This window comes from Bacillus niameyensis (genome assembly GCF_001375535.1).
In the GTDB taxonomy this organism is placed as follows: domain Bacteria; phylum Bacillota; class Bacilli; order Bacillales; family Bacillaceae_C; genus Lederbergia; species Lederbergia niameyensis.
This window is the reverse complement of sequence record NZ_LN831197.1, coordinates 1,117,853-1,138,033: the sequence shown is the minus strand read 5'-3', so window position 1 is coordinate 1,138,033 and position 20,181 is coordinate 1,117,853. Positions and strand designations below refer to the sequence as shown.

Annotated in this window: 21 protein-coding genes; 14 read left to right on the top strand and 7 right to left on the bottom strand. The window is 36.7% G+C overall.

Annotation, left to right across the window (positions count from 1 at the left end):
* Positions 1-703: 703 nt before the first annotated feature.
* Positions 704-2,371, bottom strand: a complete 1,668-nt coding sequence (gene rnjA / locus BN1243_RS05695; protein WP_062105266.1) for a ribonuclease J1 — start codon at positions 2,369-2,371, stop codon at positions 704-706.
* Positions 2,368-2,586, bottom strand: a complete 219-nt coding sequence (locus tag BN1243_RS05690) for a DNA-dependent RNA polymerase subunit epsilon (protein WP_062105265.1) — start codon at positions 2,584-2,586, stop codon at positions 2,368-2,370. Before BN1243_RS05690 ends, rnjA begins: the two co-directional genes overlap by 4 nt.
* Positions 2,587-3,050: 464 nt before the next feature.
* Here BN1243_RS05690 and BN1243_RS05685 point away from each other — a divergent pair, with 464 nt between their 5' ends.
* Entirely contained in the window at positions 3,051-3,824 is a 774-nt protein-coding gene (locus BN1243_RS05685; protein WP_062105264.1) for a Cof-type HAD-IIB family hydrolase, read from the top strand.
* Positions 3,825-3,938: 114 nt separating this feature from the next.
* Here BN1243_RS05685 and def read toward each other — a convergent pair whose 3' ends face one another.
* Positions 3,939-4,496: a peptide deformylase gene (gene def, locus BN1243_RS05680; protein ID WP_062105263.1), complete on the bottom strand. Its 558-nt coding sequence runs from the start codon at positions 4,494-4,496 to the stop codon at positions 3,939-3,941.
* A 126-nt stretch (positions 4,497-4,622) separates the two neighbouring features.
* Here def and BN1243_RS05675 point away from each other — a divergent pair, with 126 nt between their 5' ends.
* The 10 genes from BN1243_RS05675 (at position 4,623) to BN1243_RS05630 (ending at position 13,595) form a co-directional block, all read left to right on the top strand.
* A complete protein-coding gene (locus tag BN1243_RS05675) occupies positions 4,623-5,279 on the top strand; it encodes a YkyA family protein (protein WP_062105262.1) in 657 nt (218 codons plus the stop codon).
* 384 nt (positions 5,280-5,663) lie between these two features.
* On the top strand, positions 5,664-6,773 hold the full coding sequence (gene pdhA, locus BN1243_RS05670) for a pyruvate dehydrogenase (acetyl-transferring) E1 component subunit alpha (RefSeq protein WP_062105261.1): 1,110 nt from the start codon (positions 5,664-5,666) through the stop codon (positions 6,771-6,773).
* A gap of 3 nt (positions 6,774-6,776) precedes the next feature.
* Positions 6,777-7,754 (top strand): alpha-ketoacid dehydrogenase subunit beta, encoded by a 978-nt coding sequence (locus BN1243_RS05665; RefSeq protein ID WP_062105260.1) that lies wholly within the window; start codon positions 6,777-6,779, stop codon positions 7,752-7,754.
* Positions 7,755-7,806: 52 nt separating this feature from the next.
* Positions 7,807-9,093 (top strand): dihydrolipoamide acetyltransferase family protein, encoded by a 1,287-nt coding sequence (locus BN1243_RS05660; RefSeq protein ID WP_062105259.1) that lies wholly within the window; start codon positions 7,807-7,809, stop codon positions 9,091-9,093.
* Between the two features lie 2 nt (positions 9,094-9,095).
* The gene (lpdA, locus tag BN1243_RS05655; RefSeq protein ID WP_062105258.1) at positions 9,096-10,508 is read left to right on the top strand and encodes a dihydrolipoyl dehydrogenase; all 1,413 of its coding nucleotides are present in this window, start codon (positions 9,096-9,098) and stop codon (positions 10,506-10,508) included.
* A 198-nt stretch (positions 10,509-10,706) separates the two neighbouring features.
* Positions 10,707-10,958: a hypothetical protein gene (locus BN1243_RS05650; RefSeq protein ID WP_062105257.1), complete on the top strand. Its 252-nt coding sequence runs from the start codon at positions 10,707-10,709 to the stop codon at positions 10,956-10,958.
* 48 nt (positions 10,959-11,006) lie between these two features.
* Positions 11,007-11,864: a polysaccharide deacetylase family protein gene (locus BN1243_RS05645; RefSeq protein WP_062105256.1), complete on the top strand. Its 858-nt coding sequence runs from the start codon at positions 11,007-11,009 to the stop codon at positions 11,862-11,864.
* A gap of 124 nt (positions 11,865-11,988) precedes the next feature.
* Positions 11,989-12,267, top strand: coding sequence for a UPF0223 family protein (locus BN1243_RS05640; protein ID WP_062105255.1), 279 nt, complete (start codon positions 11,989-11,991; stop codon positions 12,265-12,267).
* Positions 12,268-12,439: 172 nt separating this feature from the next.
* On the top strand, positions 12,440-12,634 hold the full coding sequence (locus BN1243_RS05635; RefSeq protein ID WP_062105254.1) for a hypothetical protein: 195 nt from the start codon (positions 12,440-12,442) through the stop codon (positions 12,632-12,634).
* Positions 12,635-12,791: 157 nt separating this feature from the next.
* Positions 12,792-13,595 (top strand): inositol monophosphatase family protein, encoded by an 804-nt coding sequence (locus tag BN1243_RS05630; protein ID WP_062105253.1) that lies wholly within the window; start codon positions 12,792-12,794, stop codon positions 13,593-13,595.
* A gap of 48 nt (positions 13,596-13,643) precedes the next feature.
* Here BN1243_RS05630 and BN1243_RS05625 read toward each other — a convergent pair whose 3' ends face one another.
* Positions 13,644-13,823, bottom strand: a complete 180-nt coding sequence (locus BN1243_RS05625) for a YlaF family protein (protein WP_062105252.1) — start codon at positions 13,821-13,823, stop codon at positions 13,644-13,646.
* A 128-nt stretch (positions 13,824-13,951) separates the two neighbouring features.
* On the opposite strand from BN1243_RS05625, the gene typA reads away from it, so the two are divergent.
* Together typA and BN1243_RS05615 are read left to right on the top strand one after the other, a co-directional pair.
* On the top strand, positions 13,952-15,793 hold the full coding sequence (gene typA / locus BN1243_RS05620) for a translational GTPase TypA (protein ID WP_062105251.1): 1,842 nt from the start codon (positions 13,952-13,954) through the stop codon (positions 15,791-15,793).
* A gap of 193 nt (positions 15,794-15,986) precedes the next feature.
* A complete protein-coding gene (locus tag BN1243_RS05615; RefSeq protein WP_084782295.1) occupies positions 15,987-16,250 on the top strand; it encodes a YlaH-like family protein in 264 nt (87 codons plus the stop codon).
* Between the two features lie 45 nt (positions 16,251-16,295).
* On the opposite strand, the gene BN1243_RS05610 is transcribed toward BN1243_RS05615, so the two are convergent.
* The gene (locus BN1243_RS05610; RefSeq protein ID WP_062105250.1) at positions 16,296-16,496 is read right to left on the bottom strand and encodes a YlaI family protein; all 201 of its coding nucleotides are present in this window, start codon (positions 16,494-16,496) and stop codon (positions 16,296-16,298) included.
* 65 nt (positions 16,497-16,561) lie between these two features.
* Positions 16,562-17,167, bottom strand: a complete 606-nt coding sequence (locus BN1243_RS05605; RefSeq protein ID WP_062105249.1) for a YhcN/YlaJ family sporulation lipoprotein — start codon at positions 17,165-17,167, stop codon at positions 16,562-16,564.
* Between the two features lie 190 nt (positions 17,168-17,357).
* Here BN1243_RS05605 and BN1243_RS05600 point away from each other — a divergent pair, with 190 nt between their 5' ends.
* Complete coding sequence (locus BN1243_RS05600) at positions 17,358-18,638, top strand: PhoH family protein (protein ID WP_407638879.1); 1,281 nt, start codon at positions 17,358-17,360, stop codon at positions 18,636-18,638.
* On the opposite strand, the gene BN1243_RS05595 is transcribed toward BN1243_RS05600, so the two are convergent.
* Positions 18,621-20,171 carry a recombinase family protein gene (locus BN1243_RS05595; RefSeq protein WP_407638847.1) on the bottom strand — a complete coding sequence of 517 codons (1,551 nt, stop codon included), beginning with the start codon at positions 20,169-20,171 and terminating at the stop codon, positions 18,621-18,623. The genes BN1243_RS05600 and BN1243_RS05595 overlap by 18 nt on opposite strands.
* Between the last annotated feature and the right edge of the window lie 10 nt (positions 20,172-20,181).

Genomic DNA, 20,181 nt, shown 5'->3' with positions numbered 1-20,181 from the left:
AACGAAAAGCGTAAGCGCCCGTTAAGCGACGTACAAACTTTTTAAGCTTCTGACGAGATAAAGGAAACACGGCGAGGAACGAGCCGATGTTGACTTATCGTAGGAAGAAACTGAAAGTTTGCAAGTCGCTGGGCGCTGGAGCTAGCCAACGAAAAGCGTAAGCGCCCGTTTAGCGACGTACAAACTTTTATAATAAGGATGAACGGCTAAAAACGCGCCATCCTGGCGCAACGCCGTTCTGACCAACGTCCTGTTGGCCCGAGATAAAGGAAACACGGTGAGTCCGATAGGACGAACTGATGTTGACTTATCGTAGGAAGAAGCTGAAAGTTTACAAGTCGCTGGGCGCTGGAGCTAGCCAGCGAAAAGGGGCTGTCCTATAAGTCCCTCGAATAAAACAGGAGGAGAAAAATGACACTTTTTTCTCCTCCTGTTTTTGTGTTTTTTTTGCTTATTACCTGAAAATAGCTGGCGAATGCTAGCTATTTTCAGGAGATTGTGAGCCAAGGCCACAATTCCGAATTCAGTGTGGACCTTTTCAAGACCCCGTAAGTCGCACAGCGACTGAGGAGGCTCAAGCCATGCCCGCGGAAAGCGAGTGCCTTCTGCGGAAATCAACACCCTCGTTTAAAACAACTAAAAAAGGGGCAGCCAAAAAGGGAAGTGATCTTCCACTTTTTGGACAGTCCCTTTTCATTTCTTATTATACTTCCATAATAATCGGCAAAATCATCGGTCTTCTTTTTGTTTTTTCATATAGGAATGGATTGAGTGTGTCAATAATTTCATTTTTTATTTCTGACCATTGAGTTGTTTTTCGATCCATAACAATATTTAGATGTTTTGTAATAAGATTTTGGGCTTCATTAATCAAATCACCAGATTCCCTCATATAAACAAATCCACGTGAAATAATATCTGGTCCAGCGGATATTTTATGGTTGTCCATATCGATGGAGACAACGACAACAACTAAACCTTCTTCAGATAATATTTTTCTGTCACGTAATACGATATTGCCAATGTCGCCTATTCCGCTACCATCTATATACACAGATCCTGAAGGGATTTTACCGACAACTTCAGCAGATTGACTAGTAAGAGCAAGTACTTCTCCATTATCCATGACAAAGCAATTTTCTTCAGGAACTCCGCATTCGACAGCTAACTGTGCGTGTTTTTTTTGCATACGGAACTCACCGTGAATAGGCATGAAGAATTTAGGATTCATTAGTCTAAGCATTAGTTTTTGCTCTTGTTGCCCTCCATGACCGGATGTGTGAATATTATTCAGTGATCCACCTATAACATCTGCTCCTGCTTTATATAGAAGGTTGATTGTTCTATTTACACTAATTGTGTTTCCAGGAATAGGTGATGAAGAGAAAACAACGGTATCACCTGGTTGAATCTGGATTTGACGATGTGTTCCATTCGCGATCCTAGATAAAGCTGCCATTGGTTCACCTTGGCTACCTGTACAAAGGATGGTTACTTGATTTGCTGGCAAACGATTAAGTTGTTGCGGACTAATAAAAGTTTCTTTCGGCGCTCGTATATAGCCTAATTCTTGTCCAATTTCAATCGCGGCATCCATACTTCTACCAAAAACAGCTACTTTCCGACCGTGTGCTACTGCAGCATCGGTCACCTGTTGCAGACGGTGGATGTTTGAAGCAAAAGTGGCGAAAATAATACGCCCATCTACTTTGCGGAAAATATCCTGAATACTATCCCCAACGCGACTCTCTGACATTGTAAAATGGGGAACCTCTGCATTAGTACTATCTGAAAGTAGACATAGTACTCCTTCTTTACCAATTTCAGCCATCTTTGTCAGGTTAGCAGGTTCACCTACTGGAGTAAAATCAAATTTAAAATCACCAGTATGAACAATATTTCCGGGTGGTGTTTTTACGACAATTCCATAGGAATCTGGGATACTGTGCGTTGTCCTAAAAAATGTAACAGATGTTTTACGAAACTTTATTATATCATCTTCTTTAATTTCAATGATTTTAGTATGTCGTAATAGACCATGTTCCTCAAGCTTGTTTCTAAGCAAGCCAATCGCTAACTTTCCAGCATATATAGGAATATTTACTTGGCGTAATAGATAAGGAATTCCTCCGATATGATCTTCATGACCATGAGTAACAAATAATCCCTTGATTTTATCAATATTTTTTTCCAAATACGTATAGTCGGGGATTACATAGTCGATACCTAGAAGTTCGTCTTCGGGAAATTTAATACCGGCATCAATTAAAATAATTTCATCTTGAAATTGGACAGCGTAAGTGTTTTTGCCAATTTCGCCGAGGCCACCTAAGGCAAAGACGGCAGTTTGATCATTTTTTACAAATTTCATGATTCATTAATCTCCTGTAGTTTAAAGTGTTCACTTTGTTTTTCATACTCAAGATAGGGACCTTCTAAAGGTTGAATAAACTCAATATTAAACGATTGATTTTTTAGCTTTTGGCGGACATCACGTTCGCTTTCAGCCTCCATATACACTGATTTAGTGTTTTCGCGAACGGGAGTTTCATCTTTGTTTTCTTGATAGTAAATTTTGAAAATCATGTTTCATCTCTCCTTGTTTCCATTTCATTATATATGTTTTTTTGTAAAGATCCCTATGTATTTGAAAAAAGCGCAAGCGACCTTACGGGTAAAAGCAAGCAACGCCTGTACTAGGACATCTATCTTTCGGAGCTAGATTCGGCACTAGCCAAAAAAAATTACTTTTTATTTCTAATAAAGAATAAGCCCTCCGGTTGTCAGAGGGGCTAGATTGAATGAAAAAATAGGACGTCAAGCGATCGTTTTTTTTCTAAGCAAATCGTTCCACCGTTTTAAAAGCTTTTTCCGTAGCTTATTAAACATTGTGGATCACTCCTTGATTCTATTTTAACCGATAGAGAAAGAAAGTAAAAGCAACTTATCGCTAAAGCACTTCTTTTGTGCATTTTATATGTTTATTATATGCTTTTCGTGAAGACCTATTATGACTCTATAATAGAAATACTTGGAAGTAGGTGGATGCGTTGAATAAAATCGTGTTTTTTGATATAGATGGTACTTTATTAGATTCTGAAAAAAAATTACCTTCTTCTACTAAAGAAGCAATTAAAAGCTTGCAAAAAAAAGGCGTATATACTGCTTTAGCTACTGGAAGAGCCCCGTTTATGGTTCAATCTTTACTAAAAGAATTAAATATTGCGTCATATGTTTGTTTCAATGGCCAGTATGTTATGTTTGAAAATGAAGTTGTTCATGCTCATCGGCTCGATTCTAATGAATTGAAAGAGTTGGAGCAGGAGGCCGCTAAGCATAATCATCCAGTTGTTTATATGACAGAATCAACTCTAAAAGCAAATGTGGAATATGATAGTAGAATTGCAGAAAGTCTAGGGACATTACACCTGGATCATCCAGAGTATGCTCCTGGTTTTTACGAAGAATCTGATGTTTATCAAGCTCTACTCTTTGCAAGAGAAGAAGAAGCAGGTTATATTAAAAATTTTGAGGAACATCAATCCTTTATAAGGTGGCATAAAGAATCAATGGATGTCATCCCAAAAGGCGGATCAAAAGCCGAAGGGATTAAAAAGGTAATTAAGCGACTTGGAATTCAAATAAATGATGTTTATGCTTTCGGAGATGCCTTGAATGATATTGAAATGCTACAGTTTGTTGGAACTGGAATTGCCATGGGGAATGCACTTGATGTTGTGAAAGAACATGCGGATGTAATTACAACAAATGTGGAAAAAGATGGGATTTTAAATGGTCTAAAAAAGGTTGGATTGCTAGAGTAAACATAAAAAGGCTGTCGAGAGAACGGATGTAGACGTATCTTTCGACAGCTTTTTTAGGAATTAAAAAGTGAATAGTGTGCATCATAAAAAAGATGTGTTGTTTTCTTTATTATGCTAATTTTCAACCGCGATAGCATTTTCTGGTAAATGAAAAGGATTCTCTTTATTTATATGATCGTAAAACATTACACCGTTTAAATGATCTAGCTCATGTTGAAAAACGATAGCAGGTAATCCTTTAAGTCGCAATTTCACTTCTTTTTCCGAGAGGGCATCATAGGCTTTGATCGTAACCCTTGCATGTCGTAAAACGTATCCAGGGACATCGCGATCCACAGATAAACAGCCCTCTCCCGATGTTAAATAAGATTTTTCAACAGAATGGCTTACAATTTTCGGATTAACTAAAGCGTACTGATATAATCTTTCATCATCGTCTTCAAGATAAATAACAAACATTCTTTTTGGAATATTTATTTGAGGCGCTGCAAGTCCGACTCCAGCCCGCAAATCATATTTTTCGCTTAATTCAGGGTCTTGACTATTTATTAAGAACTCTTGCATTTCTTTTATAATATTAATGTCTTGCTCCGTAAGAGGAGTTTTGACCTCGTGTGCAACCTGTCTTAAGACGGGATGACCCTCCCGGACGATATCTTTCATTAAAATCATCTAACCACTCCTCATAACTCGAGTTTATAAAAAAGTATACAAAATTATCTTATTTATTCTTTCGAATGTTGTCAAATCTCATGAAGAAAGGTATAGTTTTTTATGGGAGAATATAGGAGGGGTTTGATGAAAAAACAAATCTACGGTCTATTAATGATTATTTTGATTATGATGATGACGGCTTGTTCATCACCCGAAGACAATATTTATCAAATAATCGAAGAAACTGCCGTAAAGGAAGTAGACTTTGAGAAACAGCAAGAGCCGATGAAAGAACTGGAGATAAAGGAAAAAGAATTGTTCGATCAAATTATGGAACTTGGAATGAAAGAACTTGATGAAATCCAACAGCTTGCGGATGATGCTCTTGCTAATCTTGACGAAAGAGAAAAACTTTTGACAAAAGAGCAAGAAGCGATTAATCAGTCTAAAGAAGAGTTCGAAAAGGCTAGTACTGAAATAAGTAAAATCAAAGATGATAAATTAAAGAATGAGGCCTTAGAATTAGACAAGTTAATGAAGACAAGATTTAATGCTTATGAAAGTTTAAATGAAGCCTATTTAAATGGATTAGCTGAGGATCGTAAAATTTATGATATGGTGAAAAAGGAAGATTTGAAGCTGGAGGATTTGGAAAAACAAATTGAAGCCTCCAATAAAGCATATGAAGCTGTACTTATTTCTAATGAAGAGTTCAATGAAGCTACAGAAAAATTCAATGCAGCAAAGTTAGATTTTTACAAAGCAGCAGGTTTCAAAATTTCAACTAGCAACGAAGAGTAAACAGGGGAAACGATTGGCGCGTTTCCTTTTTCACTATGGGCATAATAGGGTAATGTATAACAGCTATAGCAATTTTCTTTTTTTTATAAAACAGAGTAGTGGAATTTATTAGTACAGTTTATTTTTCCTTTTTATGAACACTCCCTGCTAATGCAAATTAATTGACGAATTTCACGAATTCATGTACCCTAAATAAGTAAAAGTTGTTTTACTATTTTTTAAAAATAGATTGATACAGTTAACATTTATCAATTAAAAAGGTTTTCTGTTTTCTTTTCGAGAAATGTGGAAAACTTGTACTGTTATCAAATCCGGAATATGGATGATACTCAACAAATGATTAATCCATTCCAAAATAATAAATAGAAAGGATAGGTGGCTTCAATGGCTTCAAAGAAGACACAATTCGATGCGGAAAAGACGCTCGAAAAAATTGAAAGTCAATTTGAAATGATCCAGATTTTGAATGAAAAAGGCGAGGTTGTAAATCCTGACCTAATGCCAGATTTATCTGATGATGAATTAGTAGAATTAATGCGCCGCATGGTGTTTACAAGAATTCTGGATCAAAGAAGTATCTCTCTTAATAGACAGGGGCGACTTGGCTTCTATGCACCTACAGCAGGACAAGAGGCATCTCAAATCGCATCTCATTTTGCCCTTGATAAAGAAGATTTCATTTTACCTGGCTACCGTGATGTTCCACAAATCGTTTGGCATGGTCTGCCATTATATAAAGCTTTCCTATTCTCGCGAGGCCATTTTGTTGGTAATCAGATACCTGAAGGTGTTCATATTGCACCACCTCAAATTATTATCGGCGCTCAATATGTTCAAGCCGCGGGTATTGCGCTTGGCATGAAAAAACGTAATAAAAAAGCAGTCGCTGTTACATATACAGGTGATGGCGGAACATCCCAAGGTGATTTCTATGAAGGAATTAACTTTGCTGGTGCATATGGTGCACAAGCTATCTTCATAGTACAAAACAACCAATTTGCGATCTCTACTCCTCGTGAAGTTCAAACCGCTGCAAAAACATTAGCACAAAAAGCAGTAAGTGCCGGAATTCCTGGAGTTTTAGTTGATGGAATGGATCCACTTGCTGTTTATGCTGTTGTGAAAGAAGCACGCGAAAGAGCAATTAATGGTGGAGGCCCTACACTAATTGAAACTATGTGTTACCGTTACGGACCACATACGATGGCTGGTGACGACCCAACGCGTTACCGTACTTCTGATACAGATAACGAATGGGAGAAAAAAGATCCACTTGTGAGATTCCGGAATTATTTAACTGAAAAAGGTATTTGGACTGAGGAAAAAGAAAACGAAGTAATCGAGCAAGCTAAAGAAGAAATTAAGCAAGCGATCAAGCTAGCTGACGATACACCTAAACAAAAGGTTACAGACTTAATTTCTAATATGTTTGAAGAGCTTCCTCAAAATTTAAAGGAGCAATTTGAAATTTATACTGAGAAGGAGTCGAAGTAAGCCATGGCGCAAATGACTATGATTCAAGCTATCACAGATGCCCTTCGTACGGAATTACGCAACGATGAAAACGTACTTGTATTTGGAGAAGATGTCGGCGTAAATGGTGGAGTTTTCCGTGCTACTGAAGGACTTCAAAAAGAATTTGGTGAAGACCGAGTATTTGATACACCTCTTGCCGAATCAGGTATTGGTGGACTTGCGATCGGTTTAGCTACTCAAGGTTATAGACCAGTTCCTGAAATTCAATTTTTTGGTTTTATTTATGAAGTAATGGACTCTGTTAATGGTCAAATGGCTAGATGGAGATATCGTACTGGAAATACTTATAATGCACCTATAACAATTCGTTCACCATTTGGCGGTGGTGTTCATACACCTGAATTGCATGCTGATAGTCTTGAAGGACTAGTAGCACAACAACCGGGATTAAAAGTAGTTATACCATCAACTCCATATGATGCTAAAGGGCTTTTAATCTCAGCTATTCGGGATAATGACCCAGTTATTTTTCTTGAACATATGAAATTATATCGTTCATTCCGTCAAGAAGTTCCTGAAGAAGAGTACACAATTCCTCTAGGTAAAGCAGAAGTTAAGAGAGAAGGAAGCGACTTAACAATCGTTACTTATGGAGCGATGGTACATGAATCATTAAAAGCTGCTGAGGAACTTGAAAAAGAGGGCCATTCAGTTGAAGTTATTGATCTTCGTACTATTAGCCCAATTGATGTAGAGACAATTATTGCTTCTGTGGAAAAAACAAATCGCGCTATTGTTGTACAAGAAGCGCAAAAACAAGCAGGAATTGCTGCTAATATTGTTTCTGAAATTACAGAGCGTGCCATTTTGAGTCTAGAAGCACCGGTACTTAGAGTTACAGCACCTGATACTGTATATCCATTCTCTCAAGCTGAAGCTGTATGGCTTCCTAATCATAAAGACATCATTGAAACAGCTAAAAAAGTACTTGAATTTTAATAAGTAATTTTACTATCAAGATTATCATGAATTAAACAGGAGGGTGAAGATCGTGTCATTTGAATTTAAAATGCCAGACATCGGAGAAGGAATTCATGAAGGCGATATTGTTAAATGGTTTGTAAAGCCAGGTGACAAGGTTGAGGAAGACGACGTATTATGCGAGGTCCAAAATGATAAAGCTGTAGTTGAAATTCCATCACCAGTTACAGGAACTGTAGAAGAAGTTCTTGTTGAGGAAGGAACAACCGCTACTGTTGGTCAAGTTCTAATCAAATTTGACGCTCCTGGATATGAAGATCTTCAATTTAAAGGAGATCACGCTGAAGAGGAAACAACTAAGACTGAAGAAAAAGTAGAAACAAAACCTGAAGCAGCTGCTTCCCAAGAAGCTCAATCTGCTGAAGAAGTTGATTCTAATGATCGTGTTATTGCGATGCCTTCGGTTAGAAAGTATGCAAGAGAAAAAGGTGTTAACATTCATCAAGTAACTGGCAGTGGCAAGAATAGCAGAGTATTAAAAGAGGATATTGATGCATTCTTAAGTGGTGGTACAACTGCTGCTAAAACTGCAGAAGCTGCTCCTGCACAAGAAACAGCGAAGGCTACTGGACCAGTTGCTATTCCTGAAGGTGAATTCCCTGAAACTCGTGAAAAAATGAGTGGAATACGTAAAGCTATTGCAAAGGCTATGGTTAACTCCAAGCATACTGCACCACATGTTACTTTGATGGATGAAATAGAAGTGTCAAAACTTGTTGCTCACCGTAAGAAATTCAAAGAAGTTGCTGCAGAAAAAGGTATTAAGCTTACATTCCTTCCATATGTAGTAAAAGCACTTGTAAGTGCACTTCGTGAATATCCGGCTCTTAACACATCATTAGATGATGCAGCGGGAGAAATTATTCATAAGCATTATTACAACATTGGTATAGCTGCAGATACAGAAAAAGGCTTATTAGTTCCAGTTGTTAAAAATGCCGATGCAAAATCTGTCTTCAGCATTTCAAACGAAATTAATGAATTGGCTGTAAAAGCACGCGATGGAAAACTAGCACCAAATGAAATGAAAGGTGCTTCATGTACTATTTCAAATATCGGTTCTGCTGGTGGACAATGGTTTACACCAGTCATTAATCATCCTGAAGTAGCTATTCTTGGTATTGGTAGAATCGCTGAAAAAGCAGTTGTTTCAAATGGAGAAATCATTGCGGCCCCTGTCTTAGCACTATCACTAAGCTTCGACCACAGAATGATCGATGGAGCAACAGCGCAAAATGCAATGAATCACATTAAACGTTTGCTAAATGATCCTGAACTTTTATTAATGGAGGGGTAATAATGGTAGTAGGAGATTTTCCAATTGAAACAGATACAATTGTCATCGGAGCAGGACCTGGTGGATATGTAGCAGCTATTAGAGCTGCTCAGCTAGGTCAAAAGGTAACTATTGTAGAAAAGGGTGAACTAGGGGGAGTATGCCTAAACGTTGGTTGTATCCCATCCAAAGCTTTAATTGCCGCTAGTCATCGTTATGAAACAGCTAAAGAATCTGCAGAGTTCGGTATTACTGCTGAAAACGTTACTGTTGACTTTTCTAAAGTTCAAGAGTGGAAAGGCAGCGTAGTTAATAAATTAACTGGCGGAGTTGGTGGTTTATTAAAAGGTAATAAAGTTGATATCGTTAAAGGTGAAGCATACTTTGTTGATGCTAATACACTTCGAGTTATGGATGACAATTCAGCTCAAACTTATACTTTTAAAAATGCGATTATTGCTACTGGCTCTCGTCCAATTGAAATTCCAACATTTAAGTTTTCGAACCGAGTAATCAATTCTACTGGTGCACTTAATTTGCCGGAATTACCGAAAAAACTTGTAGTAATTGGTGGCGGAGTAATTGGAGTTGAACTTGGAACTGCGTATGCTAATTTTGGTACTGAAGTAACTGTTCTTGAAGGTAGTGCAGAACTATTTGCAGGTGCATTTGAAAAGCAAATGTCTAATCTTGTTGCTCGCACTCTTAAAAATAAAGGTGCGGAAATAGTTACAAATGCACTAGCAAAAGGTGTGGAAGAAAAAGAAGATGGTGTAGTTGTTACTTATGAAGCTAAAGGTGAAACTAAAACAATCGAAGCTGATTATGTACTTGTAACAGTTGGCCGCCGTCCTAATACAGATGAATTAGGTTTGGAACAAGTCGGTGTTGAAGTGACTGACCGTGGTGTCATTAAAACTGACAAACAATGCCGCACGAACGTTTCAAGTATTTATGCTATTGGTGACATTGTGGAAGGCCCGCAACTTGCTCATAAGGCTTCTTATGAAGCTAAAATTGCCGCTGAAGCGATATCAGGCCATACATCTGAAATTGATTATCTAGGAATTCCAGCAGTTGTATTCTCTGAACCGGAATTAGCAACAGTTGGTTATACTGAAAAACAAGCTAAAGATGAAGGTTTAGATATAATAGCTGCCAAATTCCCGTTTGCGGCTAATGGTCGTGCTTTATCTCTTAATAGTACAGATGGTTTCATGAAGCTTATTACTCGCAAGGAAGATGGCTTAGTAATCGGTGCTCAAATTGCTGGAGCAAGTGCTTCTGATATGATTTCAGAGCTTGGCCTAGCTATTGAAGCTGGTATGACAGCTGAAGATATTGCGATGACGATTCATGCTCACCCAACATTGGGAGAAATTACGATGGAAGCAGCAGAGGTTGCATTAGGTACGCCTATCCATATTGTTAAATAAGTTTTTATAATTTAGGAGGCTTTTTCCTGTTGCCAATGGCTCTTGGAAAAAGCCTCCTTTTCTTTTTTTTATGTTAACATCGATTCTCCTTAAGGACTCATCATGTTTCACGTTAGAACGCCTTGCGCTTTTCTGTTTTGTTTCGGCTTATAACTGCATACTATCAATAGAAAAGCCTGTAAAAGGAATGATGTTCGAATGATAGTAAAAACTTATGTAGCTACAATCATTCAGTTAATGTTTTGGAGCGGTTTCCATTTAGCTCAATGGCTATCTGGAAAGGATCATGTTGTGTCAAGAATATTGATATTTGCAGCTTTCTTTTATTTGGCATTTATTATTACGAAGAAAATTGTAGAGTCGAATCGAAGGACATTTATTGTTACACTTTTAAGTATTTTTGCATACGGGTTAATTAACTTAACCCTTCAATTAATATTTGTAGGTTAATATAAAAAGTCTTTATATAGCGGCGGATTTATTTCGGGAGGTACTTGAATGAGAACGCTTATTATTATACTTATTGCAAGCTTCACTTTAGCGGGATGTGGGGATCAAAAGCCACCTAGTATCCCAAAAAATAATCAGGAATCATCAGCTCTTAACACGGATGATCACACGAAGGATATGGACAGGCAAGAAGAAAAAGTAGAGCCGGAACAAGAAATAGATAATAATGCGGAAAAAAATGAAGAGTTAGAAGCAGGGACAGTGGAGCCGAAATATATGGTGAATGATGTATATTCCATTGTACCTATTTCCGATGCGAACCCTAAAGTAGTGTTACTAACAATTGATGATGCTCCTGATCAATATGCATTGGAAATGGCGAAAACACTTAAAAAGTTAGACGCCTCTGCCATTTTTTTCGTGAATGGGCATTTGATTGACACATCAGAAAAGGAGAAAATTATAAAAGAAATATATGAACTGGGTTTTGAAATAGGAAACCATACATATTCTCATGCTGATTTAACGACTCTATCTGCAAAGGAACAAGAAAAGGAAATTTTATCGGTTAATGAGAAAATAGAAGTGCTTACAGGTGAACGACCAAAGTTCTTTCGCGCTCCATTTGGCAAAAATACGGATGTAAGTAAAAAGATTGCTGAAAACGAACAAATGCTGTTGATGAATTGGTCCTTCGGATATGATTGGAATAAGGAGTACATGACAAAAGAGAGCATTGCAGATATTATGGTGAATACGGAATTATTAGTGAATGGTGCTAATCTTCTTATGCATGATAGAGAGTGGACTAATGCTGCATTAGAGGAAATTGTGATTGGTTTAAGAGAAAAGGGGTATGAAACTGTTGATCCGAGTTTAATAAAAACTCAAAGAGATCCGGAATGAAGTCTCCCTGATATATTGAGATAGTCTAAAAAGGCTTTTTAAAATAATAATAAGAAAATAAAAGGCAGAATATGAAGTATCTTGGAAACAGATACTATTATTAGAATAAAAGGGGTGAGGTATTTTGGAATATCAATATCCGTTTTCGATGGATTGGTCTAGCGATGAAGTGATAGAGGTGATTCAATTTTTTCAAATCGTTGAAAAGGCTTATGAAATGGGAATTAATCGAGATGAGTTAATGCAATCTTATCGGAAGTTTAAAATGATTGTGCCAAGTATTGCAGAAGAGAAAAAATATGGACGTGAATTTGAAGAAGCCAGTGGGTATTCCTTGTATAAAACTATACAGAAGGCTAAAAGCTCGCAATCAAATGAGCTCATCCGAATGAGATCAGAATAATGTTTATTTTTGTATAATATAGGGTAAAAAAGAGAAAGTGCTTTTTTCGACAAATTTCCAGTATATGGGTATACACACATATTTGTTCCTCATGTCATAATGTCACATACATTATAATAAGTCATTCCCGAAAGTTGAAAAATGAATAAATCACTAAAGGGGTGTTTCTTCTGTGAAACAAGTGAAGCATGCATATCGAAGAAAAAACCTAAATAACCAAAGACTTGCTGTACTTCGCTTGGAACTAAATTATGAGTTAGCTGTTCTATATGAAGCATTGCAAGAAGGAAATGAAGACAAAAAGTCTAGTTCAAAACGTAAACTTGAGAAACTAAGGGAAGAATTGCTTAAATTGAATGCTCTATGATTAGAGGATATAGTTACTTTAAATAACTGGAAAACGAGTTCCCGTTCATTTTATACAACGGGAGTTCGTTCTTTGTTAAGCGGATTCACTTTACTTGAAATGGCTTAAAGTTTAATCTATTGATAACTATATGTGGTTTTGGATGGAGGAAAAAGCGTTGAATAATTGGATTCATATTGATCAACATGTAAAACAATGGTTAAAGGAAGCAAGAAATGCAATATTAACCTCATTACAAACAAAATTAGCGATTGATACGAAAGCTAATGCAAATGATCTTGTAACAAATGTAGATAAAGAAACAGAGCAATTTTTTGTACATAACATTCATAGTCATTATCCTACCCATAGGATCATTGGAGAAGAAGGGTTTGGAGATATTATAGAAACTTTAGATGGGATTGTTTGGCTCATCGATCCAATTGACGGGACTATGAATTTTGTTCACCAAAAAAGGAACTTTTTTATTTCTATTGGTATTTATGAAAATGGTGTCGGTAAGCTTGGATACCTTTATGATGTTATTCTAGATGAGTTATACTACGCGATAGCTGGTGAAGGAGCTTATTTTAATGATGTAAAGCTTCCTTTACTTCAAGAGGGACGTATTGAAGAAGCTATTATTGGATTAAATCCATTTTGGATTGGAAGCGTTTCTAAAGTGGGAAATGATTCTTCTAAAGCTTTCATCTCTTTGTTAAATGATGTACGTGGGACAAGATCATATGGTTCTGCTGCGATGGAACTAGCATATGTTGCATCAGGAAGGATGGATGCGTATATAAGCATGAGTCTTTCACCATGGGACTATGCTGCAGGGAAAATTATTATAGAGGAGCTGGGGGGGATTGTCACCAATATTGCTGGGGAGGAGATTAATATCCTCGAAAAAAGTTCGATCCTCGCTGCAAGACCTGGTGTTCATGGGGTTATTCTTGACCGATATTTAAAAAACTTATAACAAAAAAGGCTAAACCATCTAATAAATAGTTTAGCCTTTTTATTATAACTAACGTTCTTGTCGCAATTTTTTCTTCGACTTAAATCCGTACATCATTGCAACACATAAAAGTATAAAACAAATAATCATTCCTAAAGAGCTATTCTCTGCAAAAAATATCCCAATTCCAACGATGGACAAGGCTGCAATAGTAGCAAGAATAAAAAAATTCCATTTGATTCCGTTCACATTATCCCCTCCAAATATTATTGTACAAAAAATAATAGAAAATCACCAGTGTATGTGATACAATAGTTCAGTTAATCCTAATTAAAAAGAATACCCTTCTTTTTTAAATAGGTAAGGAGGAAGCTTTTTTGAACTTAAGAGAAGATATTAGAAATATCGCGATCATTGCTCACGTTGACCATGGAAAAACAACATTGGTCGATCAGCTGCTAAGACAATCTGGAACATTTCGAACGAACGAACATGTAGAAGAACGAGCCATGGATTCCAATGCTATCGAAAGAGAACGTGGAATCACAATATTGGCTAAAAATACAGCTATCCAATATAAAGATACAAAAATCAATATTCTGGACACACCTGGACATGCCGATTTTGGTGGAGAAGTGGAAAGAATTTTGAAAATGGTAGACGGTGTACTTCTCGTTGTTGATGCTTTTGAAGGCTGTATGCCACAAACGCGATTTGTTTTGAAAAAGGCGCTTGAGCAAAATTTAACACCTATTGTTGTTGTAAATAAAATTGACCGAGATTTTGCAAGACCTGAGGAAGTGGTTGACGAAGTTCTTGAATTGTTTATTGAACTTGATGCAAATGATGAACAACTTGAATTTCCGGTTATATTTGCTTCTGGCATCAACGGAACGGCAAGTGAAGATCCTGACCCTGCCAAACAAGATGAAAATATGGAAGTTTTGTACGAAACAATTTTAAAGACTATACCTGCTCCTGTTAATAATCAAGATGATCCATTACAATTTCAAGTGTCATTACTTGATTATAATGATTATGTAGGAAGAATTGGTATCGGTAGAATTTTCAGAGGTACGATGCATGTTGGACAACATGTTGCTCTCCTTAGAAGAGATGGTTCGATTAAACAATTCCGAGTAACTAAAATCTTTGGTTTCTTCGGCTTGAAAAAAGTAGAAATTGAAGAAGCTTATGCAGGTGACTTAATTGCTGTTTCAGGTATGGAAGATATTGACGTAGGCGATACAGTTTGCCCAGTTGATCATCAGGAGCCATTACCACCACTTCATATCGACGAACCAACATTACAAATGACTTTCCTTGTTAATAATAGTCCGTTCGCAGGACGAGAAGGAAAATATATTACGTCCCGTAAAATTGAAGAGCGTCTAAGAAGCCAACTTGAAACTGATGTAAGCTTACGTGTAGATAATACTGATTCACCAGATGCTTGGATTGTTTCTGGACGTGGGGAATTACATTTATCGATTTTAATTGAAAATATGCGACGTGAAGGTTATGAACTTCAAGTGTCTAAACCGCAAGTAATCATTAAAGATATTGATGGAGTAAAGTCTGAGCCAATTGAACGTGTTCAAATTGATATTCCAGAAGAATCTGCAGGTGGTGTTATCGAGTCCCTTGGTTCTAGAAAAGGGGAAATGTTGGACATGGTGAACAATGGTAATGGACAAGTTCGCATGATATTCAATGTTCCTGCTCGTGGCCTAATTGGTTATACGACTGAATTCATGACATTAACAAGAGGTTACGGGATATTAAACCATACTTTTGATAGCTATAAGCCAATGGAAAAAGGAAGAGTTGGCGGAAGAAGACAAGGTGTACTAGTTTCGATGGAAACAGGAAAAGCTTCGACTTATGGGATCATGCAAGTAGAAGATCGTGGAACCATTTTTGTCGAACCAGGTACAGAGATTTATGAAGGTATGATTGTTGGTGAGCATACTAGAGAAAATGATATTACTGTAAATATAACAAAAACAAAGCATGCGACAAACGTTAGATCTGCCAATAAAGACCAAACCTCTGTCATTAAAAAGCCGAGGATCATGTCATTAGAAGAAGCATTAGAATATTTGGATGATGATGAGTATTGCGAGGTCACTCCTGCTTCTATTCGATTACGAAAACAAATATTGAATAAAAACGAACGTGAAAAATTAGCGAAAAAGAAAAAATTTGCTGAGATGTAAAAATATGCTTAACATGATGAATATGTTATGATGAACCCGAAGGTAATTACTTCGGGTTTTAAACCCTTTATAGAATTTTAAGGGAGAGGGAATAGTGAGCAACATTTTTAATATAGGATTCATATTAGCACAAGTAAAGACAGATCAATATGCATTGGACCATTTTTCTCCAACACTAAAGTTTTATTATACGATGACGAATAACGCTTCCGTTTCCAATTGGTTGCTCTGGATTACCATTACGGCTTTAGCTATTTTAGTTTATAAACTGGGTTTTGCTAAAAAATTGCCATTATTAAAATCAGCAATCATTTATTTGTTTTTAATTGTCGGATGTTTATTTTTATCTTTCTTAGCAATTTTCTTGCCGATTACAGAAAGTCTAATGGTTGCAGCTTTGATTTTAATTATCTATAAGGTTAGATTAAACAAAGAACGGAAGTCTGGAACGATTTAAATAAGACCCGTACCAATAAAGAATGGTACGGGTCTTATTTTGATTTTAAAAATCGTCGACTTTTGCATGGTGATGGTATAAACGAAAGTTTCCCGTTGAATGTCTAGCCTCCGTTTTTTCCTTTATACGATCACTACATGCACTACACATGAAAGTATGAATCGGCCGATTGCGTAGTTTCTTCGCGGCAGGCGAATCATCTTCAAGCACCATCTGTCGATCACAAATCACACATTGAACTTTCATTCGATCACCCCTAGTGAAATAAAATAGGAAAGTTATTTCACCTTAACTAAAAGTATACCATGATTTTACTGTTTATCAGTATTGGAGTGTTCTTTTTGTTTTTGATTTAAATCTTGTTCATTTTGATTATTCATTTGATCTTTTGAGTCCTGCACAGAATCTTCAGGAGTAGCTCCTCCTTCAGGGGGCGGTAAATCAGGAATAATCCGTCCAACTATATCTGCTAGCTCATTCATAATTCCTCTAATGGGCTTACCTGACTGCATGTCATCCTGAACTTCTTTTAATCTTGCGTTCAAATCTGGATCAGCAACGACAATTGCACCAGCTCCGTGAGGATCATGTTTTAAACTTTCGGATACGGAATATTTTATTGTTCCAACCTGTGACCTTTCAACGTTTGCATCAATATCGATCCCTACTACGGCCATATTTCCAACAACAACTGCTGTTGCCCCGTTTACATTTGGAATATCAGAGGCAAGATTGGCCAAATGTTGAGCTCTTTCTTCATCTGAATAATCATTTTTGTCGTTTGTGTCGATATGACTGTTTTTAACTGAAACACCTTGTGGCAATACATCAGAATCATTCATGTTAGGATTAACATTATTTTGATTGTTGCAAGCCGACAACAGTATGATGAATATCGCCATTATAAAAATGCGCATATAAAGCCCTCCCTTAGTAAACTGATCTTAGCTTTGTTCTTATTTTTTGATTTATCTTCTATCTTTATGCAGGTATTCATATATTTCATTAAAAGTGAACTCTGATTCAATATTAGGTAACACTAGCTGCTATTGAGACTCATAAGCTATAAAAAAGGAGCAGGAGGCATCAATTTTGGGCAAAATTTATGTGTTAGATACTAATGTCTTGCTACAAGATCCAAATGCACTCTTTTCTTTTGAAGACAATGATATTGTGATTCCAGCTGTAGTATTAGAAGAAGTGGACTCAAAGAAGAGGTATATGAATGAAGTTGGAAGAAACGCAAGGCAAATTGCAAAAATGATTGATGGCTTCAGAGAAAAGGGAAAGCTCCATGAAAATATTGTACTTGATAATGGAGGCACTTTAAGAATTGAATTAAATCACCGTTCTTTTAAGCAATTACAGGAAATATTTATAGAAAAAACAAACGATAATCGGATTTTAGCAGTAGCAAAAAATATTGCTCTTGAAGAAGAAGCAAAAAGTAACGGAAGACCTGTTATTCTCGTTAGTAAAGATGCTCTTTTAAGAGTAAAAGCAGATGCCTTGGGATTAGAAGCCGAAGATTTTCTGAGTGATCGTGTTGTAGAGCTGGATCATATATATACAGGTGTACAAGAGCTGCCTATGAGCATTAGCAAAATTGGGCTGTTTTATGAACAAGGAATAATATCTTTGCCAAGTAATGCAAACCAAAAGTTCTATCCGAATCAATTTCTTATCGTCAAAGATGAACTTGGTAGTTCTACATCGGCTTTAGGGATTGTTGATGAATCGGGAATGAACTTAAAAAAGTTGTCTAACCAGAAAGAGTCGATTTGGGGTATCAAACCAAGAAACTCAAGACAAACAATGGCTGCCGAACTTTTATTTAGAAGGGACATTTCTCTTGTTACGCTAATTGGTAAGGCTGGAACAGGAAAAACACTTCTAACACTTGCTGCTGGTCTAATGCAAACGGAGGACCTTCGGAATTATAAAAAAATGTTTGTAGCAAGACCGATTATTCCTGTGGGCAAGGATATAGGCTTTTTACCAGGAGAAAAACAAGAGAAACTAAGACCGTGGATGCAGCCAATATATGATAATCTTGAGTACTTGTTTAATACAAAAAAGCCTGGAGAACTCGATGCTATTTTGGCAGGGATGAGCACGATCGAGGTCGAGGCGTTAACGTATATTCGTGGCCGAAGTATTCCAGATCAATTTATCATCATCGATGAAGCACAAAACTTAACAAAACACGAAGCAAAAACAATTTTGACAAGGGTAGGCGAAGGTAGCAAAATTATATTCATGGGGGATCCTGAGCAAATTGATCACCCTTATCTTGATGAATCTAACTACTTATCTGGTATACATAGATCAATTGCTGAAAGCCCGCATGTCGCAGGGCTTTCTTTTTATTCAGTATTTAAGGTATAATTGAATTACAAACTCATCTTGTCTTTTATGTGTTTCGTCACGATAGAAAGTCGCTTTTTCAAGAATGGACTTGAGAAGGCGATTTTTTTTAGTTGCATTTTCAGTCTTTCTGTATGCTTCGATAGCTGCCTTAATCGCAGGTACGTATTCAGTATAATTTTTAATTTGTTCAATTTCTTTTTGGAGATCTTCCTCCAAAAGCGATAGCTCATTTTCAAGTTTTCTAATTCGCTCACCAACACTTTTTTGACGATCTAGGAACGTTTCCACGGTATAAATACCTTGCTCCAATAAATCATGTAGGTTGTCCTTTTGCGTAGTAAGATTTTTTAATTCCTGCTTTTTATTGTTTATCGCTTTCTCTTTAAGGAAGATCAAGGAATTTGATTCTTTCTTTTTTTCGAACATATCCTCATTAAGTTTAAAATCATCAACAATCTGCTCTAACCCTTCAAGAATTCTTTCTTCAACAAGAGGAAAGGTAGCAGACCTCTGTTTTCCTTGACACGCAACATTTTGACAATGTATATAGGCATTCGGTCGCTTAGGAGGCTTAGTGTATTTCATAGTCATTCCGCAAATTGAACATTTTAATAATCCCGCAAGAGTATTTTTTAATTCATTATCCTGAGGGACTGATGGATTATACCGATGTTTAATGACATCCTGCACGTTTTCAAAAAGATCTTCCGAAATAATGGCTTCATGAGAATTTTCATTCACAACCCACTTTTCCTGCGGCAATTTCTTAGGAACGTACTTCCCATCTATTTTTACATTTTTTTGTTTTCCCCAAACAATTTTCCCTATATAAACTTCGTTTGTTAATATTTGACGTATGGTAGCTGTTCCCCAAGAGTCTTTCCCCATTGGAGACTTGATGCCAAGTTTCTGCAATTCTATAGCAATTCTTTTTCTGCCCCAACCGTTCAAAGTCAATTCGAAAATCTTTTTAACTATCCAAGCTGTATCAGGATCGGGATATAATTTTAAATGTTTGTCTCTTTTGTAACCAAATGGGGGCCTGTTAGCGATGTGCCGACCTTCAGTGGCACTTTGCCTACGACCACGCATTAAGCGTTTATTTGTCGTTTTTAGCTCTTCTCGAGCGAATAATGATTTTATACCAAATACCAATTCCCAAGACTCTGATTCAGGATCGTAGACTTCACTAGGGGTAATTATTTTTGTACCAGACAATCGGAATGTACGATCAATGGCACCTTGGTCAGACATATCACCCCTGCCAAGTCGGTCAAGATCCATTACTAGGACGGCATTAACACGCCTAGACTCAACTTCTCGTAGTAATCTTTGCATAACTGGTCGTTCGCTGATATACTCACCGGATACTACATCTTCGTTTAAAATATCAAGAATGGTAAAATTATTTCTTTTGGCGAGATCTAACAACTGTCTTCTATGTCGCTCCAGAGTATCGTACATATCTCCAATTTCAGCTGCTTTTTTTTCTTCTTCAATATCTTTACGACTTTTGCGAAGATAGATAAAGATATTTCTCAAACAAATCACCTTTTTTTTA